Origin of the sequence: Pedobacter sp. JCM 36344 (assembly GCF_046546555.1) — a bacterium.
Classification (GTDB): domain Bacteria; phylum Bacteroidota; class Bacteroidia; order Sphingobacteriales; family Sphingobacteriaceae; genus Pedobacter.
Genome location: NZ_JBKHKK010000014.1, coordinates 17363 through 37548 on the forward strand (window position 1 = coordinate 17363; position 20186 = coordinate 37548).

At 38.7% G+C, this 20186-nt stretch carries 21 protein-coding genes; 12 read left to right on the plus strand and 9 right to left on the minus strand.

Going from position 1 to position 20186, the window contains the following annotated elements:
• Positions 1–6: 6 nt before the first annotated feature.
• Genes ACHFIZ_RS13710 through ACHFIZ_RS13720 form a run of 3 tightly spaced genes read right to left on the minus strand, consistent with a single transcriptional unit; the run spans position 7 to position 2258 of the window.
• Positions 7–414, minus strand: coding sequence for an acyl-CoA thioesterase (locus tag ACHFIZ_RS13710; protein WP_410886782.1), 408 nt, complete (start codon positions 412–414; stop codon positions 7–9).
• A 1-nt stretch (position 415) separates the two neighbouring features.
• The gene (mltG, locus tag ACHFIZ_RS13715) at positions 416–1471 is read right to left on the minus strand and encodes an endolytic transglycosylase MltG (protein WP_410886784.1); all 1056 of its coding nucleotides are present in this window, start codon (positions 1469–1471) and stop codon (positions 416–418) included.
• A 16-nt stretch (positions 1472–1487) separates the two neighbouring features.
• Entirely contained in the window at positions 1488–2258 is a 771-nt protein-coding gene (locus ACHFIZ_RS13720) for a PASTA domain-containing protein (RefSeq protein WP_410886786.1), read from the minus strand.
• A 100-nt stretch (positions 2259–2358) separates the two neighbouring features.
• Between ACHFIZ_RS13720 and ACHFIZ_RS13725 the strand changes: the two genes are divergently transcribed.
• Positions 2359–3345: a D-alanine--D-alanine ligase gene (locus tag ACHFIZ_RS13725; protein ID WP_410886788.1), complete on the plus strand. Its 987-nt coding sequence runs from the start codon at positions 2359–2361 to the stop codon at positions 3343–3345.
• Here the strand turns inward: ACHFIZ_RS13725 and ACHFIZ_RS13730 are convergent.
• A complete protein-coding gene (locus ACHFIZ_RS13730; RefSeq protein WP_410886790.1) occupies positions 3342–4097 on the minus strand; it encodes a DUF3575 domain-containing protein in 756 nt (251 codons plus the stop codon). The two genes, ACHFIZ_RS13725 and ACHFIZ_RS13730, sit on opposite strands and share 4 nt — an antisense overlap.
• Before the next feature lie 164 nt (positions 4098–4261).
• On the opposite strand from ACHFIZ_RS13730, the gene ACHFIZ_RS13735 reads away from it, so the two are divergent.
• Positions 4262–4672: a DUF983 domain-containing protein gene (locus tag ACHFIZ_RS13735; RefSeq protein ID WP_410886792.1), complete on the plus strand. Its 411-nt coding sequence runs from the start codon at positions 4262–4264 to the stop codon at positions 4670–4672.
• Here ACHFIZ_RS13735 and ACHFIZ_RS13740 read toward each other — a convergent pair.
• Both ACHFIZ_RS13740 and ACHFIZ_RS13745 read right to left on the minus strand, forming a co-directional pair.
• Positions 4659–6059: an MATE family efflux transporter gene (locus tag ACHFIZ_RS13740; RefSeq protein ID WP_410886794.1), complete on the minus strand. Its 1401-nt coding sequence runs from the start codon at positions 6057–6059 to the stop codon at positions 4659–4661. The two genes, ACHFIZ_RS13735 and ACHFIZ_RS13740, sit on opposite strands and share 14 nt — an antisense overlap.
• Before the next feature lie 2 nt (positions 6060–6061).
• Positions 6062–6481 carry an acyl-CoA thioesterase gene (locus ACHFIZ_RS13745; RefSeq protein WP_410886796.1) on the minus strand — a complete coding sequence of 140 codons (420 nt, stop codon included), beginning with the start codon at positions 6479–6481 and terminating at the stop codon, positions 6062–6064.
• Positions 6482–6604: 123 nt separating this feature from the next.
• On the opposite strand from ACHFIZ_RS13745, the gene rpsO reads away from it, so the two are divergent.
• The 6 genes from rpsO (at position 6605) to ACHFIZ_RS13775 (ending at position 14399) form a co-directional block, all read left to right on the plus strand.
• Complete coding sequence (rpsO, locus tag ACHFIZ_RS13750) at positions 6605–6907, plus strand: 30S ribosomal protein S15 (RefSeq protein ID WP_410886798.1); 303 nt, start codon at positions 6605–6607, stop codon at positions 6905–6907.
• Between the two features lie 117 nt (positions 6908–7024).
• A complete protein-coding gene (gene pnp / locus ACHFIZ_RS13755; RefSeq protein WP_410886800.1) occupies positions 7025–9175 on the plus strand; it encodes a polyribonucleotide nucleotidyltransferase in 2151 nt (716 codons plus the stop codon).
• Between the two features lie 86 nt (positions 9176–9261).
• Positions 9262–9936 carry a ribulose-phosphate 3-epimerase gene (gene rpe / locus ACHFIZ_RS13760; protein WP_410886802.1) on the plus strand — a complete coding sequence of 225 codons (675 nt, stop codon included), beginning with the start codon at positions 9262–9264 and terminating at the stop codon, positions 9934–9936.
• Positions 9937–9939: 3 nt separating this feature from the next.
• A complete protein-coding gene (locus ACHFIZ_RS13765; protein WP_410886804.1) occupies positions 9940–12324 on the plus strand; it encodes a carboxypeptidase-like regulatory domain-containing protein in 2385 nt (794 codons plus the stop codon).
• 48 nt (positions 12325–12372) lie between these two features.
• On the plus strand, positions 12373–13437 hold the full coding sequence (gene serC / locus ACHFIZ_RS13770) for a 3-phosphoserine/phosphohydroxythreonine transaminase (RefSeq protein WP_410886806.1): 1065 nt from the start codon (positions 12373–12375) through the stop codon (positions 13435–13437).
• 11 nt (positions 13438–13448) lie between these two features.
• Positions 13449–14399 carry a D-2-hydroxyacid dehydrogenase gene (locus tag ACHFIZ_RS13775; protein ID WP_410886808.1) on the plus strand — a complete coding sequence of 317 codons (951 nt, stop codon included), beginning with the start codon at positions 13449–13451 and terminating at the stop codon, positions 14397–14399.
• A gap of 88 nt (positions 14400–14487) precedes the next feature.
• Here ACHFIZ_RS13775 and ACHFIZ_RS13780 read toward each other — a convergent pair whose 3' ends face one another.
• Both ACHFIZ_RS13780 and ACHFIZ_RS13785 read right to left on the minus strand, forming a co-directional pair.
• Positions 14488–15021 (minus strand): hypothetical protein, encoded by a 534-nt coding sequence (locus ACHFIZ_RS13780; protein ID WP_410886810.1) that lies wholly within the window; start codon positions 15019–15021, stop codon positions 14488–14490.
• Positions 15022–15074: 53 nt separating this feature from the next.
• A complete protein-coding gene (locus tag ACHFIZ_RS13785) occupies positions 15075–15854 on the minus strand; it encodes an S-adenosyl-l-methionine hydroxide adenosyltransferase family protein (RefSeq protein WP_410886811.1) in 780 nt (259 codons plus the stop codon).
• A 102-nt stretch (positions 15855–15956) separates the two neighbouring features.
• Between ACHFIZ_RS13785 and ACHFIZ_RS13790 the strand changes: the two genes are divergently transcribed.
• From ACHFIZ_RS13790 to ACHFIZ_RS13805, 4 genes are read left to right on the plus strand one after another with little or no spacing between them, the layout of a single operon-like run.
• A complete protein-coding gene (locus ACHFIZ_RS13790; RefSeq protein ID WP_410886813.1) occupies positions 15957–16925 on the plus strand; it encodes a PhoH family protein in 969 nt (322 codons plus the stop codon).
• 34 nt (positions 16926–16959) lie between these two features.
• Positions 16960–17910, plus strand: a complete 951-nt coding sequence (locus tag ACHFIZ_RS13795) for a phosphoribosylaminoimidazolesuccinocarboxamide synthase (RefSeq protein WP_410886815.1) — start codon at positions 16960–16962, stop codon at positions 17908–17910.
• Positions 17911–17930: 20 nt separating this feature from the next.
• Positions 17931–18317, plus strand: a complete 387-nt coding sequence (locus tag ACHFIZ_RS13800; protein ID WP_410886817.1) for an STAS domain-containing protein — start codon at positions 17931–17933, stop codon at positions 18315–18317.
• The gene (locus tag ACHFIZ_RS13805; protein ID WP_410886819.1) at positions 18317–19228 is read left to right on the plus strand and encodes a ribonuclease Z; all 912 of its coding nucleotides are present in this window, start codon (positions 18317–18319) and stop codon (positions 19226–19228) included. Before ACHFIZ_RS13800 ends, ACHFIZ_RS13805 begins: the two co-directional genes overlap by 1 nt.
• On the opposite strand, the gene ACHFIZ_RS13810 is transcribed toward ACHFIZ_RS13805, so the two are convergent.
• The gene (locus ACHFIZ_RS13810) at positions 19229–20182 is read right to left on the minus strand and encodes an MlaD family protein (RefSeq protein ID WP_410886821.1); all 954 of its coding nucleotides are present in this window, start codon (positions 20180–20182) and stop codon (positions 19229–19231) included.
• Positions 20183–20186: the final 4 nt, after the last annotated feature.

The window sequence follows — 20186 nt, forward strand, 5'->3', positions numbered from 1 at the left end:
ATTTTCTTATTTAAACCACTTTTGAACCTTTTCCATAAAGTTCGCTGGTGGCAGACAAGGCTTGTTTTTCGCCATGTCAACAAATACTAATGTTGTTGCACCAACATTAATTAGCTCTTCGGCATCATTAAAAAGTTCGTACTTGAAATGTATCCTGATACCAGGCAATTGATCAATAGTTGTCTTTATGGTAATCTCTTGATCGTAAAAGGCTGGTTTGATAAATTTACAGCTCAGATCAAGTACAGGCAACATGATGCCTGTAGCTTCCATTGCTGCATAGTCCATACCTAAACTTCTAAGCATCTCCACACGTCCAACTTCATAATACTGGGCATAATTGCCGTAGTACATGTAGCCCATCTGGTCAGTCTCTCCATATCTAACCCTTATTTTCGTGGTGTGTGAGTACATGCTATTTAAAGATGTTCCTTTTGTTTAACGCATCTCTATATCTCTTCGCATTGCGTTCATGCTCCTGAACGGTTACGGCAAAATTGTGGTATCCAGAAAAGTCTTCCTTGGCGCACATGTAGATATACTTGTTATCGTTCTTATTGAGAACGGCATCAATCGCATTGATACTGGGCATCATAATCGGCCCAGGAGGCAAACCGGCAAACTTATAAGTATTGTATTTCGATTGCACCTGCAATAAGGCGTTGGTTACTCTTTTTACAGTAAAATCGCCATTAGCATAGATCACTGTCGGGTCTGCTTGAAGTAAGATGCCTTTATTAAGTCTGTTAAGATAAAGGCCTGCAATGATTGGCATTTCTTTATCGTAAATTGCTTCTGCATCTACAATGGAAGCTAAAACGGAGACCTCAATAGGTGAAAGGTTTAAAGACGCTGCTTTAGCTTTGCGCTCAGAATTCCAGAACTTATTGTATTCTGTATGCATTTTATCAAGAAACTCTGAAGCCGAGGTATTCCAGTACATTTCATAGGTATTAGGAATAAACATCACGTAGCTGTTTTCCTGATTGAAGCCATATTTCTCCAACAAAGTGGTAGAATCCAACACGCTCAGAAATTTTAACGAGTCAGCTTCGAGATTACGCGACAAATAGCCGGCAAAGTTTTCCTTCTTCCTAATGTTCTGGAACTTCAATTTAACGGGATCCTGATTACCTGCTTTTAGCATATTGATCAAGGTCCTGTTGTTCATTCCTTTCTCAATTCGATACCGGCCGGGTTTCAAAGATTTTCCTAATTCCATCTTGGCTGCTGCCTGACTAAAAGTACCAACGTCGTTCAAAATATCTTTATAGTTCAACTCCTTGAAAAGATCATCCTTTGAAAACCCTGTTCTCACAAATAAGAATTTCTCCTTGCCGGTCGTATTGGGCGCGAAATACACATTGTAAAACGTTAATCCGTAATATCCGCCAACAACAAGGATTGCCAACAATAAAGCAATGATGATTTTTCCTTTTGGAGTCCCGCTTTTCTTTTGCTCTTCTGACATAAAATATGCTCGTCTATTATTTTTTATTTGATAAGGTGATGTTTACGAGTGTTCCAATTTTGACTTTGGTGATTGAATCAGTCGCAAAAGGCTCTTGTTTAACTATAATAGCTTCTGTTGTGTCTGTAATTACACCCTCGTACATGACCATTCCGAGATTTAGCATGGCGCCGTTCCTTAGGGTGAATATCGCCTCGTCTTTAGTTAAACCAATTAGCATCGGAATATCGACCTCCTCATTTCCTTTACCATTGCCTAACAGGAAGTCTATTCTTGATCCTTTCGGAATCACCTCGCCGACTTTTAAGAGTTGTCCGCCGAAGCTTACTTCCAATACTACGTCTCTGCTCACGTCTGCCTTATAAGTGGTATCACCCAGCTTTAATCCATAGCTATCTATAATTGCTCTTGCCTGGCTAAACGGCTTAAATTCTACGTCGGGGAATTTGACATTCGGAGCAGTATTCATACTTACCGTTAGATAAATCGTTCTATTGTCTTTAACGAAAGTATTAGAATTTGGATCCTGGTCTATCACTGTACCCGGTGGTGTATCCATAATATAAACAGAGTCAACCTCGTAGCGCAGTCCTAGTTCTTCCAATTTACTTACTGCCTGAGAAAACGACAGACCCTTCAACGCAGGTACATTTAAGCCTTGCCCATGTTTGGTATAGTACCTCAAACTAAAAAATGCGACAAATATGATTACAGTAACGGTAATGATTGCTGCTATTAAATTTGATCGGAAAGATTTAGTTTTAAGATAGGATATGAATTTAGCCATGCTGTTTTCTATTCTGAAGGTATAAAATTCAAATTTAGGCTAAAAAATATTTTTAATAGAATTAAAATAACATCTCCGCAACTAATTTATATTTGCAGATATGAGAAAAACGATAGCATTGCTAACCGGAGGTACTACCGGCGAGTGGGTAGTATCTGTAAAGAGTGCTGCTACTATTGCGCAAAATCTAGATGTAGATAAGTTTGATGTTTATAAGATCATGATCACGCAACTAGGCTGGTTTTATGAGCCCTCAGATTCTGTAAAGATTGAGATAGACCGCAATGATTTTTCTCTTAAATTAAATGGTAAGAAGATTAAGTTCGATGGGGTTTTTATCGCCATCCATGGTTCTCCTGGTGAAGATGGAAAGCTGCAAGGTTATCTCGACATGCTTGGCTTACCCTACACAACCTGTGATGCCTTAACTTCTGCTATCACTATGAACAAAAGTTACACTAAGGCTATTGTTGAAGACATTGATCAGCTTTATATCTCAAGGTCGGTGCAGATTTTTAAAAACACAGCTTATGATATTGAGCGTATTAAGAGAGATTTGAAATTGCCATATTTTGTTAAACCTAACAACGGTGGAAGTAGTATCGGCATGAGTAAAGTTAATCATGCAGAGGACCTGGAGCTTGCGCTTAACAGGGCTTTTGCCGAAGATTCTCAAGTTTTAATTGAGGAGTTTATTGCTGGGAGGGAATTCACCATTGGCGTAGTAAAACTGGATGGTAAGATAACAGTACTGCCTGCGACAGAAGTTGTGACTACAAAGGAGTTTTTTGACTTTGAAGCGAAGTACACTCCGGGTGTTGCTACAGAAACTACTCCTGCTAAAATCAGACCTGAAACCCGGGACCGGGTTGCTAAAATAGCTGAGGCGGTTTACATAAAACTTAATTGTAGAGGTGTGGTAAGGATTGATTTTATTCTTACGGGTGATGAAGAAGGCTTTTATTTCATTGAAATCAATACCATTCCAGGCCAGACAGTAACAAGTTTCATACCCCAGCAGATTGCTGCTATGGGCATGAAACTTAATGATTTTTATACGAAACTGTTACGAGAAACTATTGGTTAGAATTTAAAAGCTACACTTAGTCCAGCTCTTAGTCCAGGCCAGTTGCCATCCAGATCTACGGTTGCGCCAGTACTGTTGACTGTATATTTAGTTTTAATCATTGGTATATTGTTTAAATCTGCCAGCCCGTTCCTCAGGGCATTTTGTTCATCAGTATTTAATGCTTTATTTCCAGAAATTGTTCCGGAAAGTGAGCCGTAATTTGGACCGATGTAAAGGTCAAGTCCAATTCGTCTTGTAACGTTAAACTGTGATCCAATGAAGAAGCCTCCAGTAACAGTCTTTATATCACCACTTAAAGGCATGTCCAGTGTTCCCGCTGAACTGGAGAATTGGTATGGTCCTGAAGCGTTGAAAGTTGAATAGCTTGCAAATGGTGCGAGATAAAAGCCTTTAAAGGCTTGCTTTCCAAGATAGAATCTGACTTGGGGCGTGATAGAAAAGTTCCCAGTCTCAAAATCCTTTATTCTCTCGTAGGATTCTTTGTTATTGATCAAACTTTCTAGCTGACCCTGAAAGGGTAAGGTAGCGCTAGGTGCAAATCTTATCGACAAGCCTACCGCAATCTTTTTAGTTACTGCACGCTCGTAGGAGAAAGAGAAGTTTTTCAAGAATAGGGCAGGTACATTCATTTTAACCTGGTTCTTGTAAACTGCGCTGGTGTCATCGCTTTGAGAAAACGAGTCTTTGGAAATCAAGATCATTCCAATTAGTACAATTGCACTGAGTAGTTTAGTAATGTTTTTTTTCATATTGATTGGTTTTATCTTTGATTTGATCAAAGTTAATTAAAATAGTGAATATCAAATATTTGTTAGACAGGGAGTTTAAGATACAATATGATCCATATCATATAATTCAGTTAATGGATTAAGTATCTTTGTCTGTCCATTAATGGATCGAAAATAATAAGCTTATGAAACCCATATCCAAGATTCAAGCAGTAGTGCAGTGTAAATGTCCAAGGTGTCGCCAAGGGGATATCTTTTCTGGCCCGTTATTTTCCTTTAAAGGACAGGTGACGAATGAATACTGTTCGCATTGTCATCTTCGATTTGAGCGAGAGCCAGGGTATTTCTATGTGTCAATGTTTATAAGCTATGCTATGAACGTAGCAGAGATGATTTCGATTAGTGTTGGAGCATATATTCTTGGGGCGGAGTTGACCTATGAGAACTTATGGGTTTACGTAGGAGTGATTATAGGTGGTGTGTTTTTATTTGCGCCTTTCAACTACAGGTACTCAAGAGTGATGTTGTTGCACTGGCTGACTCCCGGGCTCGGTTATGTCGCCGATGGGAGTGAAAGTCCCTCTAAACATCTATAGTTTTCCATTTTCCTTTTTTAAATAGGATGAAACCTGCGACTGCGATGCCAACTTCGGCCACAGGAATTGCGATGAATACTCCCAAAGGTCCTAGGTCAAAGTATTTAGCGAGAAAATAGGCTAGGGGTATCTGGAATAGCCAGAATCCAAAAAAGTTAACTTTTGTTGGTGTCCAGGTATCGCCGGCTCCATTGAAGGTGCTAACCAATACCATCCCCATTCCATAAAAAATATATCCTGCACTCATTATATTTAGAGCAGTTCTTGCTACTTCCCTGACTACAGGGTCATTAGTGAAAAATGCTATGAAATAGTGCCCGAAGGCGAAGGTTAGTATCATTACAACAAGCATATAAATCACTACATATTTCGCTGTTTTCATTACTGATTGCTCTGCTCTCTCCAGTTTTTTTGCTCCAAGATTTTGGCCCACAAGTGTTGCGGCAGCATTACTCATTCCCCAGGCAGGTAACATAAAGAACATCATTAATCGTAAAGCGGTCTGGTATCCTGCGGATCCATGATAACCTCCAGTGGTGGCAACGAGTTGGGCAAGAAATATCCAGCTGCAGGAAGCAATTACGAATTGAAAAATACCTGGCATGGCAATTTTTAAAAGTGCTTTTATCTGATCGAAATGCGGTTTGAAGTAAATAAGTTTTGGTTTTAACAAGCCTTTTCCACTAGTTAGGTGGTATATCTGGTAACAAACTCCTACACTTCTTCCTATTGTTGTTGCAATGGCAGCCCCAGTTAAACCGAAGGCCTTAATTGGCCCAAACCCATTGATAAATACAGGGCATAAGATAATATTAAACAAGTTGGCGATAATCAGACTTTGCATGGCGATTGCTGCATTTCCGGCACCTCTGAAAATTCCGTTGATAAGGAATAACAATACAATAATGGTACTGCTACCCATCATGATTCGTGTAAACATTACCCCTTCATTTGCAGTTTCTGGAGATGCACCCATTAGTAGCAAAATATCTGCAGCATAAATGAAAGCGAAAATGCTGATTACAAGATTTAAAGCAATTGCAACTATTATGGCTTGCATGCCTGCTTTGGACGCGGCTATAGGATCTTTTTCTCCTACTCTGCGCGCAACCACTGCTGTTGCCGCCATGCTCATGCCCACTGCAAGAGAATAAATAATAGTAAGGACAGACTCTGTTAGTCCTACGGTTTGAATGGCTATGCTGCTATTGGGCAAGTGACCAACAAAATAGAGATCGACAAGGGCGAACACAGATTCCATTGCCATTTCAAGCATCATTGGGATAGCAAGTAAAATTACAGCAAGGCGAATACTACCTTCCGTGAAGTCAAGCTCTTTGCCGCTTAACGACTGTTTGATTACCGAAATTATCTTAGTGATTTGCAAGTTTATATACTATATGCTTTTATCATTTCTTCATTCACTTTGCAGCCTTTGCCGGTGTTTGTATCAATCATTACATAGTCAAACCATCCGTCTGAAGCAATTTTTCCCGTTCGGTTGTTTTCAATTTCGAACTGTACCCGGCATCCTTTTTCATTGATTGTAAGAATTCCTGTTCTAACTTTTATATAGTCTCCGAGAATAAGGGGCCTTTTAAAATCAACGAGAGCGGTTCTTACTACCCAGCCAAATCCACTACTCAAAAAAGACTCCATAGACATTTTATAGAAATCAGCCATTTGATCGTATCGTGCGGCAAGTACATAATCAAAATACTTGCTGTTATGCACATGATTAAACATGTCAATATCATCGGGACGAACCCTTAACTCGCTTTCAAATATGCTGTATTGTGTTTTCTCCATTGTGTAGCTGTAATAGACAAATTTATACAAAATTGAATCATCTGGTCTATTGCTTATTTTTAAAACTTACAGTATCTTTGCCCCTAATTAATTAATTTATAAACACTTTAGTATCATTCAAGAATGTATTTAAGTACAGAAAAGAAAGCCGAGATTTTTAAGAAACACGGCGAAGTAGAAACTAACACGGGTTCTGCAGAAGGTCAGGTAGCGTTATTTACTTATCGTATTGCGCATTTAACCGAGCATTTAAAGAAAAATCGCAAGGATTTCTCTACTCAGTTATCACTACAAAAATTAGTAGGTAAACGTCGTGGTATTTTGGCATATCTATTTAAAAAAGATATCAACCGCTATCGTGCTATCATCAAGAACTTAGGTTTAAGAGATATCATCAAACCTTTAGGTTATAAAGAAGGTAAGTAAGCGTAACAATATCAGTAAAAGCCATTCTTTAGGGATGGCTTTTTTACTTTGAAAAATAAAAAACAATATATAAATCAGGTGTGTAGAAAGAGGAAAACACACCACAACTAATTTTAAATGAATGTAATAAAAAAATCGTTCGACCTTGGTGATGGAAGAATAATTGAAATTGAAACAGGTAAATTAGCAAAACAAGCTGATGGATCTGTAGTGGTTAAAATGGGTGACACGATGTTGTTGGCTACTGTAGTTTCTACAGTTGGCGCTAAATCTGGTGTTGATTTTTTACCATTATCTGTAGATTATCAAGAGAAATATGCTGCCGCTGGCCGTATTCCTGGAGGTTTTTTACGTCGCGAGGCGAGATTATCAGATTACGAGGTTTTGATCTCACGTTTGGTTGACCGTGCTCTACGTCCGATGTTCCCTGAAGATTATCACTCTGATACTCAGGTAATGATCTCATTGATCTCATCGGATAAAAATATAATGCCTGATTGTTTAGCTGGATTAGCTGCTTCGGCTGCTATAGCGGTTTCTGATATCCCTTTCAACGGTCCGATATCTGAAGTTCGTGTTGCTAGAATTGACGGTAAATTTGTAATCAACCCCTATGTAAGTGACCTTGAACGTGCCGATATGGAGTTTCTAGTTGCTGGTACGGAGAGAGACATTGTAATGGTTGAAGGTGAATGTGATGAAATTTCTGAAACTGAAATGGTTGAAGCAATTGAATTCGCACACAAGGCAATCGTTATTCAGGTTCAGGCTCAAAAGGAATTGGCTGAACTTGTAGGAAAAACTGTTAAACGTTCTTATTCTCATGAGAGTAACAATCCTGAATTGAAAGCGCAGGTTTATGCTGCTACTTATGATAAAGTTTACGCTATTGCTAAAAGTAACACAGGTAAAAGTGAGCGTGGAAATGCATTTGGAGCAGTCTTAATGGACTTCATTGCTACTTTAGGCGAAGATATAGATGATGTTACCGGCTTCTTGTCGAAGAAATACTTTCATGATGTACAATATGATGCGATTCGTAACCTGGTATTAGATGAAGGAATTCGTTTAGATGGTCGTGATGCTCGTACCGTACGTCCGATCTGGAGTGAAGTGGGTTATCTGCCTACAGCTCACGGTTCGGCTGTATTTACACGTGGTGAAACACAATCATTAACTTCAGTTACTTTAGGTTCAAAAGATGATGAGCAAATGATTGATGGTGCTTTCATCAATGGTTATAACAAGTTCTTATTGCATTACAATTTCCCTGGTTTCTCAACTGGTGAGGTTCGTCCTAATAGGGGAGCTGGTCGTCGTGAGATTGGTCACGGTAACCTTGCAATGCGTTCTTTGAAGAAAGTTTTACCAGGGTTGGAAGAGAATCCATACACAATTCGTATTGTTTCTGATATTTTAGAATCAAATGGTTCTTCATCAATGGCAACAGTTTGTGCTGGCACATTAGCGCTAATGGATGCAGGTATCAAAATCAAAGCTCCTGTTTCAGGAATTGCAATGGGTTTGATTACTGATGAGAAAACTGGTAAATATGCGATCCTTTCAGATATCTTAGGTGATGAAGATCATTTGGGTGATATGGATTTTAAGGTAACAGGTACTGAAAAAGGTATTGTTGCTTGTCAGATGGACTTAAAAATCAATGGTTTGAAATGGGAGGTTTTAACGAACGCACTTATTCAAGCTAAAGAAGCTCGTTTGCACATCTTAAATGAGATGAAGAAAACGATGTCTGCACCTCGAGAAGATTATAAAGATCACGCTCCGCGTATCGTTTCTTTGAGTATCGACAAGGAGTTTATTGGTGCTGTAATTGGCCCAGGTGGTAAAATTATTCAAGAAATGCAACGTGAAACCGGTGCTTCTATTTCAATTGAAGAGGTTGGAAACAAAGGTATCGTTGAGATCTTTGCTGATAATAAAGCTGCTATTGATGCCGCCGTTTCCCGCATCAATGCGATTGCTGCAAAACCAGACATAGGTGCTACTTATGATGGTAAGGTTAAATCTATTATGCCATTTGGTGCATTTGTAGAAATTATGCCAGGTAAAGACGGTCTTTTGCACATCTCTGAGATTGCGTGGGAGCGTTTAGAAACCATGGATGGCGTGCTTAAAGAAGGCGACAAAATTCAGGTTAAACTTTTGGATATCGACAAACAAGGTAAAATGAAACTTTCAAGAAAAGCTTTATTGCCTCGCCCACCGAGACCAGAGTCTGCTTCAACTGAAAATAAAACAGTTTAGTAGATTTCTTAACTCACATAACGATTAAAAACCCCTGCACTCGCGGGGGTTTTTAATTAAATGGGTTAATTAATTATATTTACTTTATGAAACATCTAGTCGCCCCATCTATACTTTCTGCTGATTTTGGAAACTTGCAGCGAGATATTGAAATGATAAATAATAGTGAAGCTGATTGGTTTCATGTAGATATTATGGACGGCGTTTTTGTTCCTAACATCTCGTTCGGTTTCCCCGTTATGGAAACATTAACTCAACATGCTAAGAAGCCACTTGATGTACACTTGATGATTGTGCATCCAGAGCATTACATTGAACGATTTGCAGAAGCTGGTGCAGCCATTATCACAGTTCATTATGAAGCCTGCACCCATTTACATCGAATCATTCAAAGTATTCATAATGCTGGCTGTAAAGCATGTGTTGCATTAAATCCACATACATCAGTTTCCTTGCTTAAAGACATTCTAGTCGATCTGGACATGGTTTTGATTATGTCGGTAAACCCGGGATTTGGAGGCCAAAAGTTTATTCCGAATACGTTAAATAAGGTTAGAGCGCTAAAAGGGATTGCCTCATCAAATAACCCTAATTTACTAATCGAAGTTGATGGTGGTGTAGGAATACACAATATTCAGGAATTGGTGACTGCAGGTGCGGATGTATTCGTTGCAGGGAATGCCATATTTGCCGCCTCGTCTCCCTCAGAAATGATCTCTTCTTTAAAAAATGCTGACACTGAGGTCTTGAAATCAATTTAGTCGATGCTTCGTCTCTGCCTGCTGTTGTTAGTTCTTTTCACTGGGTTTACAATAGTGACCGCACAGCCCTTAGTTAAGGTTTCGGGTGTAGTCACAGATAGCCTTGGAATGTCAATGTCTAAAGCAACTGTTAGTGTTTTAGGTCAAAGCCAGTTTACTACTACGGACAAGAATGGCACCTATGACATTTATTCTACCACCACCATGTTTACCTTAAAATTTACTTTGCTTGGTTACAATCCTTTATTGGTGGACTTTAAACAGGATAAGGCTGGAAGGATAAATAAGGATGTGGTTTTGATAGGTAACATCAACGAGCTGGAGCAAGTATCGATCACTACCAAGCAAAATCAATTGAGCAACAGTATGCTTCTAAATGTTAAGGAGGTGGCCGGGATGCCATCTGCTTCTGGTAATTTCGAGGTGATCCTGAAAACTTTGCCAGGAGTTTCTACAAACAATGAGTTGAGTTCTCAATATAGCGTACGTGGTGGGAATTTCGACGAAAATCTCCTGTATGTGAATGATGTAGAGATCAGTAGGCCAGTCCTTATTCGGAATGGTCAGCAGGAGGGCTTGAGTTTTATTAATCCTGAACTTTTGAGTTCAGCAAAATTTTCAGCTGGAGGCTTTGAATCACGCTACGGGGATAAACTTTCTTCGGTATTGGATGTGAAGTACGAACGACCAGACAGTACTCAACAAGTCTTAAATCTAGGATTACTAGGTGCATCTTTTAGTTCCAAAATAGTAACTAGCAATAGCTTTTTATTGGCAGGCTTAAGGTATAAAAATAATACCAGCGTTTTGAATACGCAGGATAATAGGGGTAGTTACGCGCCAAATTTTAAGGATTTTCAGTTTGTCTATTCTAGGTTTCTTTCAGAGAAATTTAGTTTGAGTTTTTTGGGTAGCTTCAATAGTGGTATTTTTAAGCTATTGCCAGAGGGCCGCGAAACGCAGTTCGGCACGCTGAATACTCGCCTTCGATTAGCCACAAATTATAATGGTAAAGAACTTGATGAATATACTACGGCAGGGGCTGCATTAACGGCAACTTGGTTTTCTAAATCGAACTTGGTTATCAAGTGGATTAATAGCTATTTCCGTATCATTGAGGATGAACGTATAGACATTGAGGGTAGTTACATTTTCGATGAGCTCAATAACGGAAACTTTGGTGTAATCCGAACAAATCGTGGTATAGGAGGATATACTAATTACGCCCGCAATAGTTTGGTCTCGCAAATCTTCAGTACTGGCTTAAAAGCGGATCAAACTTACGAGAATCATACTTTTTCGCTGGGAGCCCGGTTTGAACACAAGAACTATGTTGATAATCTAAATGAGTATAGCTTGATAGACTCAGCGGGATATATAATTGAGGGACTAAAAAGCTTTTATCAGGATAATGCAATCAGTGTTAAAAACAGGATTTCTATTCAGAATTTGACGGCCTACATTCAGGATAGTTACGCAATCAGTTCTAATACCGATTTACAAATGGGGCTTAGGACTAGTTTTAATAGTTTAAGTAGTCAGTTACTGTTTAGCCCGCGTTTACTACTTGCCTACAGACCGTCGAGCAATAACAAGATTTGGCGGTTCACAGCGGGCGTTTACCAACAGGCGCCCGACTATAGAAGTATCCGGGCCTTTGACGGAATACTGAATGTCAAGCAAAAAGCACAACGTTCCTATAATGCATCTATAGGATTGGATTATGCTTTTGACGGTTTAGGTACCAGGCTTAAATTTACTTCAGAATTATATGTAAAATACCAAGATCGACTGATCCCTTACATGATGGACAATGTTCGGATAAAATACCTTGCAAATGAGGTTGCTAAAGGATACACTTATGGTGCTGATTTTAGTGTAGGGGGAGAGTTTGTTAAAGATTTGTTATCTTATTTTAGAATTTCTTTTATGAAGGCTAATCAGGATATCGTTGGTGATAACGCGGGTTACCTCAAGCGACCTACCGATCAACGTATTAATTTCTCTGTTTATTTTCAGGACCGTCTGTTGAATAATCCCACCTATAAGGTACATCTCAATATGCTTTACGGTTCAAGACTACCCGTCGGCGCGCCATTATTGCAACGGTACTCTGATGACTTCAGCATACCAGCTTATAAAAGGGTAGATATTGGATTTTCAAAAGATTTTCTCGATGACGCTGTACAAAGAAGAGCGAGGTTTTTGGATAAATATTTTAGTTCGTTTGCAGTCCATGTGGAAGTATTTAATTTGCTTAATATAGATAATACCGTTTCATATCTGTGGTTGAAGGATGTAAACAACGTACAATATGCCATCCCTAACTACTTAACCGGGCGACAACTCAACTTAAAATTGATCATAAAGTTCAAGAATTCGAAATGATAAATAACATAAAACCGTTACATTTACGATCAATAAACAAATATTAAAATGAGACATAATTTTGGCGCAGGCCCCTGTATTTTACCTCAGGAAGTATTTAAACAAGCAGCACAAGCAGTTTTGGATTTCAAGGACGGCTTATCCATTTTAGAAATTTCACACCGCACACCAGAGTTCGAAAATGTAGTTGAAGAAACAACAAGGCTTATCAAAGAACTGATGAATGTGCCTGAAGGTTATTCAGTACTACTTTTGCAAGGTGGTGCGAGTTTGCAATTTGCTATGGTACCAATGAATTTGTTGCCTGAAGGCAAAACTGCAAGTTATATAGAAACTGGTGTTTGGGCTAATAAGGCAATTAAAGAGGTTTCTGCATTTGGCAAAGCCAATATTGTCGCTTCTTCAAAGGAGTCTAACTTTACTTTTATTCCAAAAGATTTTACCATTCCCGAAGATAGTGCATATTTTCATTTCACCTCTAACAACACGATCTACGGTACTGAGTTCTTTGATTTTCCTGAAACGTCTGTTCCTGTCGTTTGCGATATGTCGTCGGATATTATGAGCCGGGTGATCGACGTGTCTAAGTTTGATCTTATCTATGCTGGAGCTCAAAAGAATATAGGCCCTGCCGGATTGACTATTGTTATCGTGAAGGATGAAATTTTGGGTAAATCAGGAAGGAAGATCCCTTCCATGCTAGATTATAACAATCATATTGAGGGCGGATCTATGTACAATACCCCACCTGTTTTTTCTATTTATACTGCAATGTTAAACTTAAGGTGGTTAAAATCTAAAGGTGGAGTTGCTGAAATTGAGAAAGAAAATAAAGCTAAAGCGCAAGCATTATACACTGAGATTGACAGAAACCCTTTGTTTAAAGGTACCTGTGCAGTTGAAGATCGTTCAAGAATGAATGTATGTTTCGTTATGCAGAACCCGGAATTGGAAAAACCATTCTTGAAGTTTGTGGAAGAGAACGAGATTGAAGGTTTAAAAGGTCACAGAAGTGTTGGAGGATTTAGAGCTTCTATCTACAATGCACTTCCAATAACCAGTGTACACACATTAATAGAGTTAATGCAGATTTTTGAAGAAAAACATCAATAATAGACAACGTAATGATTAAAATACTTGCAAACGATGGGATTGATCCTATTGGAAAAGCGCTACTAGAAGAGGCAGGTTTTGTAGTTGATACAGAAACTGTACCTCAAGATAAATTGGTTGAAGCATTAAAAAATTACGATGCGATAACGGTAAGAAGTGCCACACAACTTCGTAAAGAAACGATTGATCAAAGCCCTAGCATCAAATTAATTGGTCGGGGTGGAGTTGGTATGGATAATATTGATGTAGAATATGCTCGCAGTAAAGGAATTGCAGTAGTCAACACTCCTGCCGCATCTTCATTGTCAGTTGCAGAACTTGTTTTTGGACATTTGTTCACGGGCGTTAGATTTCTACAGGACTCCAATAGAAAAATGCCCGTTGAAGGTGCAACAAAGTTCAATGTGTTAAAAAAAGCGTATGCTAAAGGGATCGAACTTAGGGGTAAGACTTTAGGTATCATTGGTTTTGGTCGGATAGGAAGAGAAACAGCTAGTGTTGCGTTAGGTTTAGGCATGAATGTCTTGGCGTATGATCTTTATCCCTTTGAAGGAAATATTACCTTGAACCTGCAAGGTGGTATCACAGTTGATATTCCAATTAAAACGGTTTCGCTTGAAGAGGTAATCGGCAATAGTGATTTTATCACGTTGCATACTCCATTTGCTGACAAACCAATTTTAGGAGCTGAAGAGTTTGCTAAGATGAAGGATGGGGTTGGTGTGGTCAACTGTTCAAGAGGTGGTACGATAGATGAAGAAGCCTTGTTGACTGCGTTGGATAGTGGTAAGCTTTCTTTCGCGGGATTGGATGTGTTCGATAATGAACCAACACCGCTGGCGGCCTTGTTGAGCCACTCTAAGATTTCCTTGACCCCGCATATTGGTGCTGCTACAAACGAAGCTCAGGAGAGAATTGGTGTTGAGTTAGCCAGCTTAATCATCGCGCATTTCAAGAAATGAAAATTATAGGATGAGTGGGGGAACCTCCTCTCGTCCTTCTTAGGTTTGAATTTATTTCAGACTTGTGCCTTTTATTCTAACTCATGCTTTAAAAAGGCCTCTTTTCATTCGTTGGTATCTTTACGTTTTGAAGTCTATTATGGAAATAAAAATACGTTCCTATCAATGCTGCTATCAAGATTAGTATGATGTAAATGGCCGAGCCCGCTAAAGAAGTGGTTTTATTGTTCGATTTTATTCGTTCGTTTTCCTCTTGCAACTTTTTTATAGATTGCATGTAGTTCAGCATCCTACCCTTTACTTCGGAAGCTGTGTTTTTCGCCGCGATGACTTCCTGATCTTTATATTCCATCAATATCTTTAATTCCTTAAAAATATTGTTGTCGTTCAATACAATCTGACGTAATATTTCATTTGAATTTTTAACGTCTGATTTAGTTTGCAGTCCGAAAATCCCTGTTTTTGCATCTAGGCTTTGATCGTACTGGCCAAACTTCGCACTGCGTTGGTTGAGTAAGGCGTTGACCTTAATCCGCTGCGTTTGATAAGCACTGGTGTCAATTTGCTTTGCGATGACCTGATGGCTGATGGCGAGAAGGAATAGTAAAAAGAAGGTCTTCATTAATTAGATTTTGATTAAATGAACTAAAATTAAGGATTAGTAAAGATTATGCCCTATGGATGAAACTCAACCCGGACGATGTCGTTTAGGTGTAGTCCAAGGAGACCGCTTGCCTTACCTTTGTTTATGGCAATTTCCAGGTGGTTGCTTATCCCAAATAGGCAGAGTTTTTCGCCCTCCTGCACTTCGTTATAGTGCCAACTCAGTTTGGTGATGGTTTCGTTTTTTCTAAAGTAAAGTGTAAAGTCTCTGTTTCTCTGTATTTTATTGAATAAATCTTTTGTAATGTTGGTAATCACGTTGCAAAAGGTATCAATATAGATTACGCTTCCTCTGATAATATCTCTTTCTATCACAGGATTAAGTAGCATTCTGTGCTCTATACTTTCGGTAGCAACTCCAATATCTTTTAATTTTGTGCCTTTAGCAAGCTGTACAGCAGCTTTAACAAAAATATCTACTAATGGAAAGTGAAGGTATTTGAGATCCTGCATGATATTTAGTTCAACGATATCTTCTGGAACCTCCTCAAACAAGAGTGAGAAAATTCCATTATCCGCTCCTATAAAAAAGTGATCCCGGTACTCAAGAGCGATGTATTTGGTGTTTTCACTAAATACAGAATCTATACCAATTAGGTGGACTGTTCCCTTTGGAAAATAAGGATAAACATTTTTTAGGACGAAGGCCGCATAAGATATATTAAAAGAGGGAACCTCATGTGTAACATCAACAATGTTAGCTGTAGGCATGATGCTCAGAATACTACCTTTTAGGGCAGCCTGATAGAAGTCCTTTGAGCCTAAATCTGTCGTTAATGTTATAATGGCCATTAAAAATTGAATATTTATTCTTAATCTTGCGTAAGCGGTTTGCCGCGTACAAATATTCAATTTTTAAATCAAAATATACACTTCTATCTTAAAAACAATATTTTGAACGAACTGAAATTAACATTAGAATCGATAAATCCTGCTCAATTTTGGGGTCCCAATAACGAGCATTATGAGATTATCAAAAGCGCATTTCCGAAGTTAAAAGTTGTAGCGCGCGGTACCGAGGTAAAGGTACTTGGTGATGAACATGAACTTAAAAACTTTGAGAATAAATACAATCAGCTCATCGCTCATTTGGATAAATACAGCTCGCTTACAGCAAGTGATGTAGAAACCATTGTGGCATCTAGAAAATCTTTCTCCGCTGAGGAACCTGCTGCGGAGAAACCAGCACCTACTGGTGGTGGTGGAGAAGTGATCGTGTTTGGAACGAATGGACTGATGATCAAAGCCAGAACCGCTAACCAGCGCCGGATGGTTGAAAGTATCAGTAAAAATGATGTTTTGTTTGCAATCGGTCCTGCAGGGACGGGGAAAACTTATACTGCTGTGGCACTAGCCGTTCGTGCATTGAAGAATAAGGAGATCAAAAAAATTATACTTACCAGACCTGCGGTAGAAGCTGGTGAGAACTTAGGCTTTTTGCCTGGAGATTTAAAGGAAAAGGTTGATCCATATTTGCGGCCATTGTATGATGCGCTTGACGATATGATTCCAGCAGAGAAGCTGAAGCTTTATTTGGAAAACAAGACTATTGAAATTGCACCACTCGCATTTATGCGTGGACGGACGCTTGATAACTGTTTCGTTATTCTTGATGAGGCGCAAAATTCTACAGATCTGCAGTTGAAAATGTTTTTGACCAGAATGGGCCCGTCCGCTAAATTTATTGTCACGGGAGATGTGACTCAGATCGATTTGCCTAAGAAACAAATGTCGGGTCTGCATAATGCATTGCGTATTCTTGACGATATTCCGGGGATTGAAACAATTTATCTAACAGGGGAGGATGTTGTAAGGCACAAGTTGGTTAAGCGCATTCTGAAGGCTTACGGAGATATACAATAATTCAAAATACATTATAAGCTATTTAGCTAATAACATGACAGCAATAAAAGAAACCCGTTTTAATTTTCCAAAGCAATCTAGTTTTTATAAAGGAAAAGTTAGAGACGTTTACACGATTAATGATCAATACATGGCAATGGTAGTTACGGACAGGATCTCTGCATTCGACGTTGTTCTTCCTGAACCTATTCCTTTTAAGGGACAAGTATTAAATCAGATTGCGGCGAAATTTCTTGCGGCTACGAAAGATATCGTCCCCAACTGGGTACTTGACGTACCTGATGAAATGGTGACGATCGGCAGGATATGTGAGCCTTTCAAAGTGGAGATGGTGATTAGAGGTTACTTAGCAGGTCATGCCTGGCGAGAATATAGTGCGGGCAAAAGAACTATATGTGGTGTAGAATTACCAGATGGTTTGAAGGAAAATGACAAACTCCCTGCAGCGATTATTACACCTACCACTAAAGCGTCTGTTGGACATGATGAAGATATCTCTAAAGAAGATATTTTAGCCAAGGGAATTGTTTCCATTTACGATTACACCCATTTGGAAAATTATACTCAGGCGCTTTATAAACGTGGAACTGAGATGGCCGCGGAGCGTGGTTTAATTCTGGTAGATACTAAATATGAATTTGGGAAAGTTGGTGATGAGATTTATCTGATTGATGAAATTCATACACCGGATTCTTCAAGGTATTTCTATACAGATGGATACGAGGACAGGCAAGCCAGCAACGAACCGCAAAAGCAACTTTCAAAAGAATTTGTGCGTAAATGGTTAATTGAAAACGGATTTCAAGGTAAAGATGGACAATCTGTTCCAACGATGAATGAAGAATTGGTCAATTCAATATCCGAACGTTATATCGAACTGTACGAACAAATTACTGGCGACAAATTTGTGAAAAATGAGCGTATCGATGTACTTGAACGAATTGAGAAAAACATCAATACCGGTATAAATTCATTACTTTCGTAGATACACTAATTGACGAGGCTATGAAATTCGCGGTTGATAAGCATGAAAAATATGTGGTAATTAAGCTTAAGGAGTCGAAATTTACAAACAACAACACTCCTAAGTTGAAATCAGAATTCATCCTGCTCAATGCGGAAGGATATCATAATATCGTTTTAGATCTATCTGCTGTAAAGGAGTGTAACGATTCACAAGACTTAAGTAGCCTACTGGTTGGTGACAGACTTTGCAAAAATACTCAAGGGCTTTTCATCGTGACGGGCGTCAATAATACTGTTGCAAAAATCTTGGAAATGTCCAATCTTGATCAATCGCTAACGATCGTGAAAAGGCTTGTTGAAGCGACCGATCTAATTTTTATGGATGAAATCGAGAAAGAGCTTTTAGGAAGGGTGGAACGAGATTAATGAAGTTTGAGGTAACTATTTTAGGCAGCAGCTCTGCGACACCAGTTTACAATAGAAATCCTACATCACAGCTACTAAATTGTAATGAAAAGTTTTATCTGATTGATTGTGGCGAGGGAACGCAGCAGCAGTTAAACAAATACAATTTCAAAGCAAATAAGATTGACTATATTTTTATTAGTCATCTTCACGGAGACCACTATTTCGGGTTGATAGGATTGCTTTCCAGCCTACATTTGAATGGTCGCATCAAGCCGATGAAAATCTTTGCTCCTTATCCCTTACAGGAAATTCTAGCACTGCAATTTAAACACTCTGAAACAGTCTTGAGATATCAAGTAGATTTTCATGGGATTACAGCCGATGAATCCCAGACTATTTTTGAAAATTCTGATTTAACTGTGAGCACTGTTGTCCTAAATCATAGGATACCCTGTACGGGATTTAGGTTTACGCAAAAGAAAAGAATGAAGAAGTTGTTGGTTGAGAAACTCGAGCAAAGTGGTGTAGGAGTTGAATATTATCCGCTTTTAAAGAGAGGTGCCGACTTACAACTCCCTGGCGGTAAAGTTTTTTTAAATCAAGATTACACCATCGACTCAGATCAACCCAGAAGTTATGGTTATTGTTCTGATACATTATTTGATAAACGATATTTTAACGCTATAGAACATTGCAATCTTTTATACCATGAATCAACGTTTCTTCATGAACTATTAGAGCGTGCTAACCAAACACATCATACTACTGCTTTACAGGCCGCTGAAGTAGCCAATTATACTCACGCGGAGAAACTGCTTATCGGACATTTTTCTTCACGTTACAAGGTTCTGTTGCCATTGTTGGAAGAGGCGAAGTCTGTATTTGAGAATACAGAGCTCGCTTTCGAAGGCAATACCTATCAGATTTAACTATTTGTCTTTATTACTACCTCCGCCGAATACTGAAAAGTGGACATAGCGTTTAGGATTTTCCTTCAAATCTATGATCAGATTATCTAGATTTTTTGAAGCATTATTAAGGTTGTCGTACATCTTGGTATCGTTAACAAGCATACCCAAGGTACCTTGCCCATTATTTACCTTTGTTACTATATTTTGAAGGTCTGCAACAGCTTTGTTCGCATTATCTATCGTTTGCTTAAAGTTAGCAGCCGCAACCTGGTCAGTTATTGTGTTGATATTATTAAGAATTGCATTAATTTTTTGATTGTTTTGCTTAAGGTTATTAGATATTGCTTCAAAATTTGAAAGGATAGAAGATATTCTTGAACCTTCTGAACCAACAAGATTATCTACTTTTTTTGAAGTAGCTTCTAATGATGCAAGTGTAGATGCTATGCTGTTAAAGCTCTTGTCCACATTTTTCTGAAAATTAGGATTTAATATCGTATTCACACTTGTTAATATAGAATCCATTTTAGCAATAATCAATTCTGCCTTCTTCTGAACTGGTTCAACCGTCTCAAGTAAACCCTTGGCAACGTTCGCGTTCAGTGTGTCTCCGTCCTGAGCAAAATCAGTCCCCGTACCCAACGCCATAACAATTGCTTTGCTACCTAAAAGATCTGTGCTTTCTAACTTAGCGATACTGTTTTTTGGGATCTCGTATTTGCCTTTGATTTTCAATGTCGCAACAATGGAACCATCAGGCTGCAGTTGAAGCTTATCAACCCGACCGATTTGAAAACCATTAATCATTACTGGTTTCGATACTCCCAATCCATCCACATGAGAATACTTGGCATATAGCACAGTTTCACTTGAAAAAATAGCATTCCCTTTTAAAAAGTTATATCCAATAATTAGAAGGGCGATAGAGAAGGCAGCTAATATGCCTACTTTGGTTTCATTTGCGATTTTCATTCAG